The sequence below is a fragment of the Acidobacteriaceae bacterium genome, from assembly GCA_035944135.1.
Lineage (GTDB): Bacteria > Acidobacteriota > Terriglobia > Terriglobales > Acidobacteriaceae > Granulicella.
Map to the genome: position 1 here is coordinate 1,329,481 of DASZBM010000002.1, position 16,336 is coordinate 1,345,816.

General features: G+C 60.3%; 14 protein-coding genes. 7 read left to right on the forward strand and 7 right to left on the reverse strand.

Annotated features, from left to right (window positions below):
* Positions 1-23: 23 nt before the first annotated feature.
* The 3 genes from VGU25_08210 to VGU25_08220 are packed head-to-tail and all read right to left on the reverse strand — an operon-like array spanning position 24 to position 2,858.
* Positions 24-704, reverse strand: a complete 681-nt coding sequence (locus tag VGU25_08210) for a glycosyltransferase family 2 protein (protein ID HEV2577179.1) — start codon at positions 702-704, stop codon at positions 24-26.
* Positions 694-2,091 (reverse strand): glycosyltransferase family 87 protein, encoded by a 1,398-nt coding sequence (locus VGU25_08215; GenBank protein HEV2577180.1) that lies wholly within the window; start codon positions 2,089-2,091, stop codon positions 694-696. Before VGU25_08215 ends, VGU25_08210 begins: the two co-directional genes overlap by 11 nt.
* Complete coding sequence (locus tag VGU25_08220; GenBank protein ID HEV2577181.1) at positions 2,088-2,858, reverse strand: TIGR04282 family arsenosugar biosynthesis glycosyltransferase; 771 nt, start codon at positions 2,856-2,858, stop codon at positions 2,088-2,090. The genes VGU25_08215 and VGU25_08220 overlap by 4 nt, the downstream gene beginning before the upstream one ends.
* 101 nt (positions 2,859-2,959) lie before the next feature.
* Between VGU25_08220 and VGU25_08225 the strand changes: the two genes are divergently transcribed.
* Positions 2,960-3,418: a hypothetical protein gene (locus VGU25_08225; GenBank protein ID HEV2577182.1), complete on the forward strand. Its 459-nt coding sequence runs from the start codon at positions 2,960-2,962 to the stop codon at positions 3,416-3,418.
* A 6-nt stretch (positions 3,419-3,424) separates the two neighbouring features.
* Here VGU25_08225 and VGU25_08230 read toward each other — a convergent pair whose 3' ends face one another.
* Positions 3,425-4,042, reverse strand: coding sequence for a histidine phosphatase family protein (locus tag VGU25_08230; protein ID HEV2577183.1), 618 nt, complete (start codon positions 4,040-4,042; stop codon positions 3,425-3,427).
* A gap of 107 nt (positions 4,043-4,149) precedes the next feature.
* On the opposite strand from VGU25_08230, the gene VGU25_08235 reads away from it, so the two are divergent.
* The 3 genes from VGU25_08235 (at position 4,150) to VGU25_08245 (ending at position 7,144) form a co-directional block, all read left to right on the forward strand.
* Positions 4,150-4,911 carry a cytochrome b/b6 domain-containing protein gene (locus VGU25_08235; protein HEV2577184.1) on the forward strand — a complete coding sequence of 254 codons (762 nt, stop codon included), beginning with the start codon at positions 4,150-4,152 and terminating at the stop codon, positions 4,909-4,911.
* Complete coding sequence (locus VGU25_08240; protein ID HEV2577185.1) at positions 4,908-5,669, forward strand: molybdopterin-dependent oxidoreductase; 762 nt, start codon at positions 4,908-4,910, stop codon at positions 5,667-5,669. Before VGU25_08235 ends, VGU25_08240 begins: the two co-directional genes overlap by 4 nt.
* Before the next feature lie 77 nt (positions 5,670-5,746).
* Entirely contained in the window at positions 5,747-7,144 is a 1,398-nt protein-coding gene (locus VGU25_08245) for a rhodanese-like domain-containing protein (protein HEV2577186.1), read from the forward strand.
* Positions 7,145-7,272: 128 nt separating this feature from the next.
* Here the strand turns inward: VGU25_08245 and katG are convergent, their stop codons facing one another.
* On the reverse strand, positions 7,273-9,480 hold the full coding sequence (gene katG / locus VGU25_08250; GenBank protein ID HEV2577187.1) for a catalase/peroxidase HPI: 2,208 nt from the start codon (positions 9,478-9,480) through the stop codon (positions 7,273-7,275).
* A 155-nt stretch (positions 9,481-9,635) separates the two neighbouring features.
* Between katG and VGU25_08255 the strand changes: the two genes are divergently transcribed.
* A complete protein-coding gene (locus VGU25_08255) occupies positions 9,636-10,529 on the forward strand; it encodes a LysR family transcriptional regulator (GenBank protein ID HEV2577188.1) in 894 nt (297 codons plus the stop codon).
* 158 nt (positions 10,530-10,687) lie between these two features.
* Here the strand turns inward: VGU25_08255 and VGU25_08260 are convergent, their stop codons facing one another.
* The gene (locus VGU25_08260) at positions 10,688-12,550 is read right to left on the reverse strand and encodes an APC family permease (protein HEV2577189.1); all 1,863 of its coding nucleotides are present in this window, start codon (positions 12,548-12,550) and stop codon (positions 10,688-10,690) included.
* Positions 12,551-12,649: 99 nt separating this feature from the next.
* On the opposite strand from VGU25_08260, the gene uvrB reads away from it, so the two are divergent.
* Positions 12,650-14,647, forward strand: coding sequence for an excinuclease ABC subunit UvrB (gene uvrB, locus VGU25_08265; protein ID HEV2577190.1), 1,998 nt, complete (start codon positions 12,650-12,652; stop codon positions 14,645-14,647).
* Positions 14,648-14,744: 97 nt separating this feature from the next.
* Here uvrB and VGU25_08270 read toward each other — a convergent pair whose 3' ends face one another.
* Entirely contained in the window at positions 14,745-15,581 is an 837-nt protein-coding gene (locus VGU25_08270; GenBank protein HEV2577191.1) for a DUF5677 domain-containing protein, read from the reverse strand.
* A gap of 24 nt (positions 15,582-15,605) precedes the next feature.
* Here VGU25_08270 and VGU25_08275 point away from each other — a divergent pair, with 24 nt between their 5' ends.
* Positions 15,606-16,331 carry a hypothetical protein gene (locus tag VGU25_08275; GenBank protein HEV2577192.1) on the forward strand — a complete coding sequence of 242 codons (726 nt, stop codon included), beginning with the start codon at positions 15,606-15,608 and terminating at the stop codon, positions 16,329-16,331.
* Positions 16,332-16,336 lie beyond the last annotated feature (5 nt).

A 16,336-nucleotide genomic window follows, 5' to 3' on the forward strand; every position in this document is an offset into this window, starting at 1 on the left:
AGTTTGTCATTGCAGCGCGAATTTCACCGTACTCTGGCGAGCACACCCAGGATTCTCACCCCGGCTTTCACGCTCGCCCACGCATTGCCTGATACCTTCGACTCCCCGCCAATCCGGCAGCGATAATCCACCGGAATTTCTACCACGCGCAGCCTCGCTCGCACAGCCTTGATCTGCATCTCCAGATTCCACCCATACGTCATCTCGCGCATGTGCATCGCTTCCAAACACTCCCGCCGAATCGCGCGGAACGGCCCCATATCCGTATAGCGAAACCCATACAGCATCCCCACCAGCGAGCCGATCATCTTCGCCGCAAACATCTGCGCCCCATTCAGCGATCCCGGCTCGGCCTTTCCGCGCATCCGCGATCCGATGACGAAGTCCGCCTCACCGCGTTCAATCGGCCCGACCATCCGGGACATCGCGTTCACGTCATCCGATCCGTCGCCATCCAGAAACACCAACACGTCGCTCGACGCAACCGCCTCCCGCGCACCCGCGGCGCACGCCGCACCGTATCCACGCGGCGAACTCACCACACGCGCGCCCGCAGCCCGCGCAATCTCCGCCGTTCCGTCGCTACTTCCGTTGTCGACGACAATGCACTCCGCAATCTCATTCCACGGTATCGCGGCCACAACACGCCCAATCGACTCCGCCTCATTCAGCGCCGGAATGACAACCGAAACCCTACGCTGCATGACGCTCTCCGCTCGAATCGAACCACCGCGCCAGCCCCCACCCTCTCCACACCATCTCAACCGCAAATGCGCACGCAACCGCGAAGTAGATCCAACTGTTCAGCACGAACATCTTCGGCCCCGGCATCGCCCACTGAGTCGTGAACCCATAGAAGAACGCGCACACATACGTCAGCGTCACCCAGTTCGGATCCAAGACGAGCAGCGGAATCAACCACGCGATATACCACGGATAATGTGGCGAGAACAGCAACATCAACGCCATCCCAAACATCATCGACGCCCGCACAAACGCCGGCCGCTGCATTTTCACTCCATCGCCGATCCGCTCCTTCGTCGCGTGCCTCCACGTCCACCACGCGATCGCAGCGAAGATAACGACGCAGAACGCCTCATAGCCCATCTTCGTCAGCGAGTGCAACCCCAGCATCCGATCCGCATACTCCAGCAGAAAATACCGCGTTCCGCTGTCCAGCCCCTCCTCATACGCATAGCCGCCGAGGAACCCAAACACCAGCTTCCCCGCCGATGCATAAACCGCATACCCCGCCGCACACACAGCCACCAGCGTCGCCGGCATCTTCCAATCGCCCCTGCGCCACAGCGCCGGCAGCAACACCAGCGGATAAAACTTCGTCATCACCGCCAGCCCAAGAAACAGTCCGGTCAACACAGGCTGCTCACGATACCGGAATAACAGCGCCAGCGACACAAACGCCAGAATCACCGCATCGACATGCCCGGCGCCGCCAATCTCCCACACCAGCAGCGGGCACCACGCAAACAGCAGCACGTCAGTCGGCCGCCGTCCCATTCGTTTCAATAACGCAGTCAGCGCACCCACTGCCACGCACTCGAACCCGAACATCGCAATCTTCATCGCCGCAACCGTCGGCGAGAATAGTGTCGCCACCCAATAAACCATCTGCGCGACCGGCGGATAGATTGTGTGTGCGTACTCTTTGCGATTGATATTGTTGTAGATCTCCGGATACCGCTGCTGCAGAAATGCGAGCGCTCGATCACCAGGCGCGTACCTGTAGGGGCTGATGTGCGCATGCTGCACAATCCCATCCCACACGTAACGAAAAATATCCGACGACAGGAACGGCGCAGCCCGCAACGTAACAACCTGAAACGCGACACCGAACGCCAGCACAATCCACAGCGTCGCCCGGTTCACCGGCTGCGTCAGCACCATCGCCACCGCCGCAACAAACAGCACATCGGACCATCCCGACACGCCCGAGAACCCGATCTTGAACTGCACGTGCTCCGCGCAGAACTGTCGCGCCATCGCGAGCAGCCCCACACCTAGCGCGCACAACACAACGTTCGTGAACCACGCGCGTCCGCGATGCCAGCCACTCAGTTGGACATGCGTCATCGCCCCGCACGCTCCTGGAGAAACTTTCGCGTCCACTGCGCGTCGAATCCATTCACCACGGCAAACTCCGGCCGCTCGTCGCGCAGCAACTCCCGCTGCAATATCGCCAAAGTCTCTGCATCATCCACGTCATACCACCGCACGAGTTCCACCAATTCCATACCCGCTTCGCGCACGCGCTCCACCGTCTCCGCATACACTCGCTCGGTGCTCCATGCAATTCCTTCAAACAGCCGCGGCTCCGCTCGCTTCATCCCAATCAGGTAATAGCCACCGTCCGCCGACGGCCCCAGCACCACGTGCTCGCCCGGCTTCTCCAATGCGTTCGCCGCCTCACGCAGAGCACTCGCCGGCAACGTCGGCGAATCCGAATCAATCAGACAAACCGCGCGGAACCCGCAGCTCAGAATGTCCTCGGCCGCGCACAGCAACCTCTCGCCGAACCCATCCCCTCTCTGCGCAATCAATTCAAACTGCTCCGGCAGCAGCCCATCGAATGCCGCCTCATCTCCGACCGGCGTATAGCAGATCAACCCACGCGCACGGCCGTCAGCCGCAACCACCGCAATATTCTCCGCTGTATCGCGAAGGAAACACACATTCAGCGCCGCGGCCTCCTCCGGGCTAAGCGGCGGCTGCAGTCGCGTCTTCACCTTCCCCGCGCGCGGAGCCTTCGCCATCACCGCCAGCGCGCAGATCCCTTCGAGCCCCGTCCTCCGCACACCCCGCTCAAGAATCCGGTAGCTCGGATATCTTCGATTCTCCAAACCTGAACTCCCCGCCAGTCAAGGATTCGTTGCTCAGTCTATCGTGCAAACGCGCACAGGCCGCGTTTGCCGCAATGCTTCGCAGATGTCATCCTCAATCTATGCGCTTTCGCCCGCTGCTCCTCGCAGCTCTCTGTGTCCTTCTCGCCTTCACGACTTCCGCCCGTGCGCAGGAGGCCGGCCCCTGGCGCGCAGCCAGCAGCAACGCGCGCTCCATCACCGGCGACATCTTCTTTTCACCTCTGAAGATCACTATCAACTTCACCAATTTCACGATCGCGCAGATTCGTTCGCTTCAGACCCAAGAGGTCCGCGCCCTCTTCAATCCCGACAATCCTACGGGCGGCAGCAACCTCTTCCGCGTTGACATCCCATCCGACAAGCGCTTCCTCCACAAGAACACGCTCTGCGGCTCCGATTCCACACAGTGGATCGTCACCTATGCCCAGGGCCGCGACCTCCAGGTTGCCTTCTTCTCCGGCGGCACACCGCCAGTCCTTACAGTTGACGCCCTCAACGACGCACCCAACCTCTGCGGCGTCTTCTCCTACATCCGCTGATCCGCCTTACTCCTCAAAGCTGCGGTTCCACCGCGAAATCACCCTTTGCTCGCGCTCGAATCCCAGCACGCTCAAACTGCCCGTCCCCAGCGCGAGCATCTTTCCATCCACCGCCGGCAACCCAATCCACCGCGCCGCAAGAATGCGCAGAATATGCGCGTGCGCAAACAGCGCCACTTGATGCGAATCTTTCGCGTTCGGCACGACCGCTACCGCAGCCAGCGCCCTCGCAATCATCTTGTCGGCGCGTTCACCGACCTGCTCTACGCTCTCGCCGCCGACGATCTCGTTGCTCCAAACGCTCCACTCCGGCCCATACTTCTCGCGCATCTCCGCAGTCGTCTTGCCTTCGCTCTCGCCGTAGTTCCACTCCATCAGATTTTGGTCGACGACCGCCACATCAGCATATCCCGCAATTTCGCACGTCTCTTTCGCACGCTGCATCGGGCTCACAAACACCGCTGCAAACTTTCTGCCTGCTAGATAGTCCCGCAGCTCAGCCGCTCTCTCGCGGCCGCGGTCCGTCAAGGGAATATCCGTCACGCTGGTGTGTCGCCCATCCGCTGACCACTCCGTCTCTCCATGCCGTACTAGCCACAGCTCCACGTTCTCTGCATCACTCATTCGTTTCCATTCCCTCTCGTGGCCATTCTATCGACCAGTTGCCCTCGCTCTGTCGCACAGCGAACTTCTTCTCCACTCTAATGCGCGCCGCGTGCTATCCTCCCGCCGTGCCCACCACAGTTCAGACTCCCGAGCACGTCGAGCCAGCCACCGTACTTCGCCGTTCGCTCGTGGTCCGCGTCACGCACTGGCTTACGTTCATCGCCTTCATCGCGCTCCTCGTCACGGGCATCGAAATCCTCATCTCACATCCGCGCTTCTACTGGGGCGAGGTCGGCAACGTCAACACGCACCCCCTCTTCACATTCCACATCCCCTCCTCGCGAGACACCGTCCCCACCGGCTACGGCTACACCCTTCCTGACCAGAACGGCTGGAGCCGTTATCTCCACTTCGAGGCCGCCTGGCTCCTCGTCCTCACAGGCGTCGTTTATCTTGTGTATCTCTTCTTCACCGGCCATCTTCGCCGGAATCTCTTTCCCACGCGCGAGCAACGCTCCCTTCGCGCTTACACCACGCGCATCGGCCACTATCTTCGCCGCACAAAATCCGCATTCGACGACCACACCTATAACGTCCTGCAGCGCACCTCCTATCTCATCGTTATCTTTGTTCTGTTCCCGCTGATCATTTGGACGGGCCTCGCCATGTCGCCTGCCGTCACCACTGCATTCCCACTTACCTCTTCACTTCTCGGAGGTCGTCAGTCCGCGCGCACCATCCATCTCTTCCTCACCATCGCGCTCGTTCTCTTCCTCATCATTCACGTCACCATGGTCGCAATCTCCGGCTTCCGCACCCGCATGCGTGCGATGATTACCGGCAAAGCGACTCTGCACACCGAGCTCACGACGAAGGAGCTCCCATGAATCCCATCACTCGCCGCAAGCTCCTCACCACCGGAACCGTTGCGGTTGCTGGAGCCGCCGGCCTCGCCGCCGCAGCGCGCATCGCAGAACGCTACGGTCTCATCCCGCCGGATCACGGCGTCCTCTACGGCACCGGTGAAACTCTCACCTACGCCTGCCAGCGCGCTCTCACTCTCAGCCGGCCGTTCCATGAGTTCCCTCGCAGCATGATCTCCAAACAGCCCTTCGCCAACGAAATCGGCGGCAAACTCCCCGACCCTTTCCAGTCCTCACAGGCAAACAATTTCACCGACTGGCGCCTCACCGTCGACGGCCTCGTCACCCATCCGCTCTCACTCTCCATAGCCGATCTCCGCACCCTCGCCACGCGCAGCCAGATCACCGAAGTCGCCTGCGAAGAAGGCTGGTCCTACGTAGCCGAGTGGATTGGCACTCCACTCTCTCTCGTCCTCCGCGAAGCCGGCTTGAAACCCGAAGCCCGCTTCGTCGCCTATTTCTCCATCCAGAAGCCCTGGTGGGAAAGCATCGACATCGCCGAAGCCCAGCACCCAGGCACACTCCTCACCTGGGGCATGAACGACGGCGACCTCCCCATCGGCTTCGGTGGCCCTCTTCGGCTCCGTGTTCCGCGACAGCTCGGCTACAAGAGCATCAAGTTCCTCAATCACATCACCGTCACTGACTCCATGAAGCACTACGGCAAAGGTCTCGGCTCTTCCTCACCGGAGGGCGGTTACGCCTGGTACGCAGGCATCTGACTCGGACGACAACTCTGGGTGCCCATTCATTCGCGCAGCGGATGAGTGGGTTAGGATACCCTCTTCCTGACACTCCTATGATCCTCAAACAGTACTACCTCGGCTGTCTCGCGCACGCCTCGTATCTCCTCGGCGATGAAGCCAGCCACACCGCTGTCATCATCGACCCACAGCGCGACATCCAGCAGTACCTCGACGACGCCAACGCTCTCGGCCTGCACATTCGCCACGTCTTCCTCACGCACTTCCACGCCGACTTCATCGCCGGCCATCTCGAACTCCGCGACCGCTGCCACGCCACCATCCATCTCGGCTCGCGCGCCGCCGCCGAGTACACCTTCACGCCCATGCACGATGGCGACACGCTTGAATTCCCCGCCATGCGCCTCCAGGTCCTCGAAACTCCCGGCCACACCATCGAATCCATCTCCATCCTCGTCTTCGATCTCGCCAACGACGCCACCAAACCATACGCCGTCCTCACGGGCGACACACTCTTCATCGGCGACGTTGGCCGTCCCGATCTCCGCGCCTCACTCGGTTGGACTGCCGCCGAACTCGGTGGCTACCTCTACGACTCGCTCCACAACAACCTCCTAACGCTCCCGGACGAGACACTCGTCTACCCCGCGCACGGCGCCGGCTCCCTCTGCGGCAAGCAGCTCTCCTCCGACACCGTCTCCACCCTCGGCGTGCAGCGCCGCGTCAACTACGCGCTCCAGCCGATGTCCAAAGAGCAATTCGTCTGGATCGTCACCGCCGACCAGCCAGACGCGCCTCAATACTTCACCTACGACGCCATCCTCAACACCCGCGAGCGCGAAACACTCGACCACACTCTCGAGAAAAATCTGCGACCCCTCACGCTCGATGAAGTCCTTGAACTCCAGCGCACCGGCGCGCAACTCCTCGACGTCCGCGATTCCGCCGAGTTCGCTCTCGGTCACCTCACCGGCAGCATCAACATCGGCCTCGGCGGCCAGTACGCCACATGGGCCGGCACATTGCTGGACCGCACACGCCCCATCGTCATCCTCGCCGAGCCCGGCCGCGAGCACGAAGCCGCACTCCGCCTCGGCCGCATCGGCTTCGATCACGTCCGCGGCTATCTTGCCAACGGTCTCGCCGCGCTCGCCTCACGCGCCGACCTCATCTCCACCACCAACCGCGTCAGCCCCGCCGAGTTCAACACGGAGATCGACGCCGACTCACCCATCATCCTCGACGTCCGCAACCCGCGCGAGTACGCCTCCAAACACATCCCGCACAGCCTTAACATCCCGCTCAACCATCTCGAAGAGCGCCTCGCCGAACTCCCGAGCGGTCGCCGCATCGCCGTACACTGCGCCGGCGGCTACCGCTCCTCCGCAGCCGCCAGCATCCTCCAGGAGCACGGCCTCACCAACCTGATCGAAATGACCGGCGGCCTCGCCGCCTGGGAATCCGCCAACCTCCCGCTCGTCACCGCAAGCTGACATTCCCACTGCCGCCGAACCATGGCCGAGTACGAAATCTACCGCGCCTAAATCGCAAATGAGCAGTTAAAAGCACTCGACCTGACCCGGGATCATCGGGTCAGGTCGAGGCTTCTATCAATCCGGAACTAATTCGCCGCTGTTCTCGCGAGGTCGAAACGGCCAAGGTTCATCACCTTGTTCCACACGCCCACGAAATCATCGACAAATTTCCCATGCGCGTCCGAGCTTCCATACACCTCCGCCAGTGCGCGGAGCTGAGCATTCGAGCCGAAGATAAGATCGGCACGTGTTGCCGTCCACTTCACCTCTCCCGTCTTGCGGTCCCGCCCTTCGAACGTGTCCTTCGCATCCGACGTCGCCTTCCACACCGTCCTCATGTCGAGCAGGTTGACGAAGAAGTCGTTGGTCAATGCCTCCGGCCGTTTCGTGAAGACTCCATACTTCGTCCCGCCGACGTTCGTATTCAGCACACGCATGCCCGCAAGCAACACTGTCATCTCAGGCGCCGTCAGCGTCATCAACTGCGCCTTATCCAGCAGCAGCACCTCAGCCGGATGCTGGTCGTTGCTCTTGTCCTTGTAGGAGCGGAAGCCGTCAGCACCCGGCTCAAGCACCGCGAACGATAGCACATCCGTCTGCTCCTGCGACGCATCCATGCGCCCCGGCGTGAAGGGTACAGTCACGTTGATGCCCGCGTTCTTCGCAGCCTGTTCAACTCCTGCACATCCCGCCAGCACGATTAGATCGGCGAGCGAAATCTTCTTCCCGCCCTTCTGCGAGCCATTGAAGTCACTCTGAATCTTCTCAAGCGCCTTCAGCACCTTCTCCAGTTGCTTCGGCTGATTGGCTTCCCAATCCTTCTGCGGCGCCAGCCGGATGCGCCCACCATCTGTGCCGCCGCGTTTATCCGAGTTCCGATAGGTCGCCGCCGAACACCACGCCGTCGTCACCAGCTCCGAGACACTCAGCCCTGCAGCAAGAATCTTTTTCTTCAGCGACTCGACATCCTGCTCGTTCACCAATTCATGATCCACAGCAGGAATCGGATCCTGCCAGATGAGCTCCTCCTTCGGAACCTCCGGTCCCAGATAGCGCGCCCGCGGTCCCATATCGCGATGCGTCAGCTTGAACCACGCACGCGCAAATGCATCCGCAAACTCGTCCGGATTCTCATAAAACCGCCGCGAAATCTTCTCGTAAATCGGATCCAATCGCAGAGACAGGTCGGTGGTCAGCATCCCCGGTGCATGGCTTGTTGATCCATTCCCATTATGCGCAGCCGGCACCGTACCCTCCCCCGCGTTGCCCTTTGGCTTCCACTGGTGCGCGCCGCCCGGACTCTTCGTCAACTCCCAGTCGTACTTGAACAGGTTCTCGAAGAAATAATTGCTCCACTGCGTCGGCGTGTTGGACCACGTAACTTCCAGCCCGCTGCCGATCGCATCGCCTGCAATACCGGTCGCGTATGCAGACGACCAGCCGAGGCCCTGCTCCTCAATCTCCGCACCCTCCGGCTCCGGCCCCACATGCTGTGCAGGACCGGCTCCATGCGTCTTGCCGAATGTGTGCCCGCCCGCGATCAGCGCAACAGTCTCTTCATCGTTCATCGCCATGCGTGCAAACGTCTCACGAATATCCTTCGCCGCCGCAACCGGATCCGGCACGAAATCCGGCCCTTCGGGATTCACATAAATCAGGCCCATGTGTGTCGCGCCGAATGGCTTGGCCAGTTCGCGATCGCCGGAAAATCGCTTGTCCGTCCCCAGCCATTTGTCTTCGAGCCCCCAGTTCACATCCATGTCCGGCTCCCACACGTCCGCGCGTCCACCCGCAAAACCAAACGTCTTGAAGCCCATCTCTTCCAGCGCAACGTTCCCGGCCAGAATCATCAGGTCAGCCCACGAGATCTTCTTGCCGTACTTCTGCTTGATCGGCCACAGCAATCGCCGAGCTCTGTCGAGCAGCACGTTGTCCGGCCAGCTATTCAGCGGAGCAAAACGCTGCTGCCCTCGCCCGGCGCCTCCCCGCCCATCACCGATCCGGTAGGTTCCCGCACTGTGCCACGCAAGGCGAATCATCAGCGGACCGTAGTTGCCGAAGTCCGCAGGCCACCAGTCCTGCGAATCCGTCATCAGCGCCGCAAGGTCCTTCTTCAGCCCCTCATAATCCAGGCTCTTAAACTCTTCTGCGTAGTTGAAATCCTCGCCCATCGGATCCGACTTCGAGGAGTGCTGGCTCAGAATGTCCAGCCGCAGGTGGTTCGGCCACCAGTCGGTGTTCGTTCTGTGTGCGGTGGTGCTGTGTGGGAATGGGCATTTCGCTTCGGTAGCCATGCGTCCTCTCCTTCTGGTTGGTTTCGCTCAATGGGTGGGTTCGCATGAAACCCAATTTCCGGGTGGGCAATTACCAATCTCGACGAATTGACTGTAGCACCCTGGAGGTACATAGTTCCAATATGTAGGTCCCATTCGACGTATAGGCATCTCCTATGGAAATCAACCAGCTCCGTTACGTCTGCGCCATCGCTGAAACGGGCAGCTTCAGCCGCGCCGCCGAGCGCTGCCAGGTTGCCCAGCCCTCACTCTCACAACAGGTCCTCAAGCTGGAGGAAGACCTCGGAGCAAAGCTCTTCGATCGCCTCGGCCGCAGCATCCGCATCACCGAGGCCGGTCGCGCCTTTCTGCCTCATGCCCGCTCCATCCTCGAGCAGATGGAAGCCGCGCGATCCAGCGTCGCCGCGAAAAATGCGGACATTCGCGGCAGCGTAGCCGTGGGCGTCATCCCAACCATCGCGCCCTTCCTCATGCCGCGCTACACAACAGTGTTCGCAAAGAAATACCCCGACGCCAAACTCCGCATCGTCGAAGAAACCACTCCGCTCCTCATCGACGCCCTGCGAGACCTCTCCATCGATCTCGCGATCCTCGCCCTTCCGCTGCGCCACAAAGACCTGGAGTTCTTTCCCATCCGTACCGAACCGCTCTTCGCCGCTCTGCCCAAAAATCATCCGCGAGCCACCGCAGATTCGCTCGCCCTCAAAAGTCTCCGCGGCGAACCCTTCGTCATGCTCCGCGACGGCCACTGCTTCCGCGACCTCTCGCTCGCCACCTGCACGCACGCGCGCATCACCCCGAACATCGCCTTTGAAAGCGACCAGTTCAGCAGCGTTCTCGGAATGGTCGCCGCCGGCGTCGGCATCTCCATCGTTCCCCAGATGGCCATCGACCGAAACGCTGCCTGCGGTTACGTACGCCTCACTGATCCTCGCGCCACTCGCACCATCGTCGCGGCGGTCCTGCGTGGCCGCAGCTTCAACCGCGTCCAGCAGGACTTCCTCTCCTCCATCCAGAACGGCGCACAGCGCCGCGACAAATCCCGATAGCCCGCCTGCAACCGAACACTAATCCTCCTGACAAATCCTGTCAGGAGCGCCTCGTATCCTCTAGCCATGGACCTTCAGCCCCACATGGTCTACAAGCCCCAGGGCGGCACCCCGGCACTGTTCTAGCCCCGGAATGAACTCTGACGCCCCGCCCGCGGTCACAGATACCAGGGAATATTGATCACGACGATCCGCTGATTGCCCCGCAACAACAATTGCAGCTTCAGTAGCTGCGCGCGCTGGTTGTGAAGCGGTGCCTGCCACCAGTGCTTCACGACGAGCTCCGGCACAACCACCGCAACCTGCCGCTCTGGGTGAAGCTTCTCCTGCTGCAGAATGTGCTCGATAAGAGGCGTCAGCACAAATCGGTATGGAGACGATAGAAACACAAGTTCTGGCACCGGCCTGCCTGAGCCCTCCACCGGCCGCACAACGTTTCTCTCCCAGTTGGCTTCAACATCAGCCCGGCGTTCTTCCGCGTCCACATGCACCGCCTGCACGTCTACGGAAAGCTTCATCGCGAACCGCAGCCCCTTCTCCGCAATTCGCGTCCATCGGTCCATGGGAACAATCACCAGTGGTTCGAGAAGGTTCTCAACCCGCATCGGGCAGTCATCCACCACCTCGGCATTCACGCCGTCATAGTGCCGCTTCACGGCAAGCATCAGCGCAATCAGCGCCGGCACCAGAATTGCCGTAATCCACGCACCCTCGAGAAACTTGGCCAGCAGCACAACCAGCAGCGTGATGCCCGTCGCCACTGCGCCCACGCCATTCACAATCATCCTTGGCACGCGCCGCGGCCCGCGTGTGCGAGACCAATGCACCACCATCCCCGCCTGCGAGAGCGTAAACGCCAGAAACGCTCCGATAGCAAACAGCGGAATCAGCCGGTCCGTCACTCCCCCAAACACGATCAGCAAAGTCGCGCTGAATCCCACCAGCGCCACCACGCCATGCGAATACAACAGCCGACGTCCCCTCACCTTGAATACGTGCGGAAGATAGTCCTGCATCGCGATCGCGCGCGTGAGCCGAGGAAAGTCCGCAAACGATGTGTTCGCCGACAGCGCGAGCACCGCCAGAATTCCCGCGATGGTCACGTAGTAGAACCAACCCCGGCCAAACACCGCCGCAATCATCTGCGACAGAATGCTCTGGTATCCAGCGCCCGTCGGGTCTGTCGCGCCGATGTTGTATGCCCTGCACAGCAGCGCAATTCCGCTCAGGAAGATCATCAGCAAAACGATGATGATCGTCAGTGTCGCCTTTGCATTCTTCCGCGTCGGCTCGCGAAATGCCGCCACGCCGTTTGAAACGGCCTCTACTCCGGTCATCGCCGTGCACCCGCTCGCAAACACCTTCAGAATCAGCCACAGCGAAATCGCCGCTGTCGCCGCCGGCATCACAGGTGGCGCCTCCACGGGAACCGGATGGCCGTGCGCTATCACTGCGCGCGCCGCGCCCACACCGATCGTAATTAACAATGTGCCGATGAACAGATACGTCGGCACCATGAACACCGTACCCGTGTCCTTTGTTCCCCGAAGGTTCACCAGCGTCAGGACCGCAAGGATCAGCAGGCATAGCGCCAGCACGTGAGGCTGCAGCTTCGGGAATGCCGAAACCAGTGCACCCACACCAGCAGAAATCCCCACCGCAACATTCAGGATGTAGTCGACCATCAGCGCCGCGGCCGCCAGCAGCCCCGGCAGCTCACCCAGGTTCTCGCTCGCCACCGTGTAGCTTCCACCACCGTGGGGATACGCCTCAATCGTCTGTCGATACGAAAAGTATACGATCGCCAGCAGCAGGATAATCGCCGCACTGATCGGCAGAATCTCCGCGATTCCCGCCACACCCAGCGGAATCAGCAGCGTGAGCGCTGCCTCTGGTCCGTACGCTGCCGAGCTCAGCGCATCCAGCCCAAACACCGGAATGCCCGCAATCGGCCCGATGTGCTCCGCGCGCTCTTCGCTCGTCGCTATAGGCCTGCCCATCAGCATGTCGATGACGTTCATCACCGCTGCTCCTGAGAATCCGCTTCAACTCAGGCCCGTAAGATTCTTTGCTCCTGTCGCTCCAGACCGGCCCCGCACGCCTTTCCGTATCCTATAATCATGGACTTTCAGCTCCACACAGACTACAAGCCTCAGGGCGACCAACCCACCGCCATTCGCGAGCTCGTCTCGGGCGTCAACGCCGGCGAAAAAGATCAGACGCTCCTCGGCGTCACCGGCTCCGGCAAGACCTTCACCATGGCCAAGGTCATCGCCGAGCTCAACCGCCCCGCGCTCATCCTCGCCCACAACAAGACCCTCGCCGCCCAGCTCTTCCATGAGTTCAAGCAGTTCTTCCCGACCAATGCCGTCGAGTACTTCGTCTCCTACTACGACTACTACCAGCCCGAAGCCTACATTCCCTCCGGCGACCTCTACATCGAAAAAGAAGCCACCATCAACGACGAGCTCGACAAGCTCCGCCTATCCGCCACCCGCTCCCTCTTCGAACGCCGCGACGTCATCATCGTCTCCTCCGTCTCCTGCATCTACGGCCTCGGCTCGCCCGAAGCCTACTACGGCATGCTTCTCCTCCTCGAAAAAGGCCAGAAGCTCAAGCGCGAAGACATCACCCGGCGTCTCGTCGAAATCCTCTACGAGCGCAACGACGTCGACTTCCGCCGCGGCACCTTCCGCGTCCGCGGCGACATCATCGAGGTCTACCCCACCTACGACGAAAACGCCTTCCGCATCGAGCTCTTCGGCGACGAGATCGACTCCCTCTCGCAAATCGATCCACTCTTCGGCACCGTCAAGCAGCGCTTCTCACGCCTGCCCATCTACCCAAAGTCCCACTACGTCGTTCAACCCGAGCGCAAATCCACCGCCATCAACTCCATCCTCGCCGAGCTCACCGACTGGGAAGCGCAGCTCGAAAAAGAAGGCCGCCTTGTCGAATCTCAGCGCATCCACCAGCGCACCCGCTTCGACCTCGAAATGATCAAGTCCGTCGGCTACTGCCACGGCATCGAAAACTACTCGCGCCACTTCTCCGGCCGCCTCCCCGGCGAGCCACCCCCAACCCTCCTCGACTACTTCCCCCGCGACTTCCTCACCTTCATCGACGAGTCCCACGTCACCGTCCCGCAGCTCCACGGCATGTGGCACGGCGACCGCTCGCGCAAACAAAACCTCGTCGACTACGGCTTCCGTCTTCCCTCCGCCATGGACAACCGCCCCCTCCGCTTCGAAGAGTGGGAGACACGCGTCGGCCAGACCATCTACGTCTCCGCCACGCCCGGCCCCTACGAGCTCACCAAGTCCGCCGGCGTCGTCATCGAACAGATCATCCGCCCCACCGGCCTCGTCGACCCGCAAGTAGAAATCCGCCCCATCAAAGGCCAGATCGACGACCTCCTCGCCGAGATCCGCGAACGCGCCGCCATCAACCAGCGCGTCCTCGTCACCACCCTCACCAAGCGCATGGCCGAAGACCTCGCCAACTACTACTCCGAGGTCGGCGTCCGCTGCCGCTACATGCACTCCGAAATCGAAACCCTCGAGCGCATACGCCTCCTCCGCGACCTCCGCCGCGGCGAGTACGACGTCCTCATCGGCATCAACCTCCTCCGCGAAGGCCTCGACCTACCCGAGGTCTCACTCGTCGCCATCCTCGACGCCGACAAGGAAGGCTTCCTCCGCTCCCAGGGCTCCCTCATCCAGACCATCGGCCGCGCCGCCCGCCACCTCGAAGGCCGCGCCATCCTCTACGCCGACAAGATGACCGACTCCATGCAGCGCGCCATCGACGAAACCAATCGCCGCCGCGAAAAGCAGGAAGCCTACAACGAGGAGTACGGCATCGAACCCCGCACCGTCATCCGCGCCATCAACGACTCCCTCGCCACCATCCTCAAGGCCGAATACGCCGACCTCACCGACGAGCTCTCCCCCACCGCCGAAGAGCTCACCTTCAACACCCAGGCCGAACTCGACACCTACATCGCCAAACTAGAAACCGAAATGCGCGAATCCGCCAAAAAATTCGAGTTTGAAAAGGCGGCAACTCTCAGAGACACGATAAAGGAACTCAGAACCAAAGAATTCTTATTCAGCTAACCGTCATCCTGAGCGGAGCGCAGCGAAGTCGAAGGACGAACGCGCCGCCACCCTCCGCAACCAAATCAAAGACCTCCGCACCAAAGAGTTTCTGTTCTCATGAGAAGTTCTCGGCCAACTCCGTGTCTCGCCACGCAAGGTAAAGATTCTGTAGCCCTTGGAGCCGTGATTTGTGCGCCTCTATCGCGCTACGAAAGTCTGATAGATCGGCTCCAACGAACTTAATCGCCGTATGCAATCGCATGATGCAATAAATGTAGCAATCGGAAGCTACGCGCGCTGAATGCGCCAAATTAACCGCGAGCTTTTGACGAGGCTCACGACTCTCCCTCTCCGTCGGCATCATGATGCCTTCAAAACTCACATGTGCTACTTGGCTCGATGTCCAGTAGCCGTAGAGGAGAGATTTAAATAGATCCGAAGCGACCAACGAACTCTTTGAAATAGCATTAATCATTTCGCTGAAGCTCCAGCGCTGCTCAATCTGTTGCCGGAGAAGGCGTGGGTACCGATCTCTTAGCTCCTTTTCCCTCTCTGCGGAAATGATCAACTTCTGATGAAATTCCAGGTCCGCTGCCGCTCCTTTTGAAAGCGAGGCCAATAACTCCTTGGCCCTCTCATGGCTGCGCAACTCTGCGATATCCGGTAACGTTTCCGTGAACTCCGAATACTTATCCGCGAACAAGTCGGGGGAGGAAAGAAGAAACAACATCTTGACAGTCCCCTCCGTGACCGTCCGTAGAGTGATCTCTGACTCCCAAATCCGCTCCTGCTCCAGCAATATGAGGGTTGCGTCCGTGGCCCTGAGACACGCACCGGAAATCTGTCCCAGAATGAAGCTCTGCTCGGAAGTGAATCTGTCAGATTGCGCGAACGGCCTGAACAAGGGGAGCAGTTCGCCAATAGCAATTGCGACCTCGTTTGAATAATGCATAATGTCTACTGTCCTTTACCCATTATGGCAAAGCATGTTTTTTCTCCAGATGAGCGGTTTGTCGTGTACTTGGCCGACGGTGGTAAGTGTTTTTGGTGTGGCCAGCCTCTGATCTTCAGAGATGTGCAAATCGATCACGTTTTTCCCGAAAATCTACTTGAAAAAGTGGAGACATTAGAGGATATAAAGACGGGCTACGCCCTCGGTGAAGAATTCAGCATCAATGGGTTCGAAAACTGGGTTACGTGCCACCAAGGATGCAACATCCGCAAGAGCGACTCCATTCTGCCGAACGCGCCACAAACCCTTTTCACCGTGAATCAGCTCAGGGCACGAGCACCGAAGCTCAAAGCCGAACAACAGAAATTCCTCTCAAGGAAAAGAGGAGGGGAAATTCTTGGCCAGCTCGCGTGCGCACTTACCGCAGGAAGCCTAACGCAAGCGGACGTGATGGAAATCATGTTGGATATACCTATGGCAAGCGCATCTGCCGAGGTGAAGATCCGCATTGCGGAGCACACCGAACTGATCGTGCCAAACTCACCCGCTGCTCTCAGCACGTCACAAGGCTGGAAAGTTCATTCCGTGACTGGCAACATCGCGCACGTCCATGATGGCAAAGTCAGCGGCATGATTCCCAATGTAGTAAATCCGCACGAGAGTTGGCGATGCTCGCGGTGCGGCGAGTTCGGCCCATGGGATGGAATCATGTGCCGCACTTGCGGAAATCGCGAGGAACCGGATTGCTAACCGGT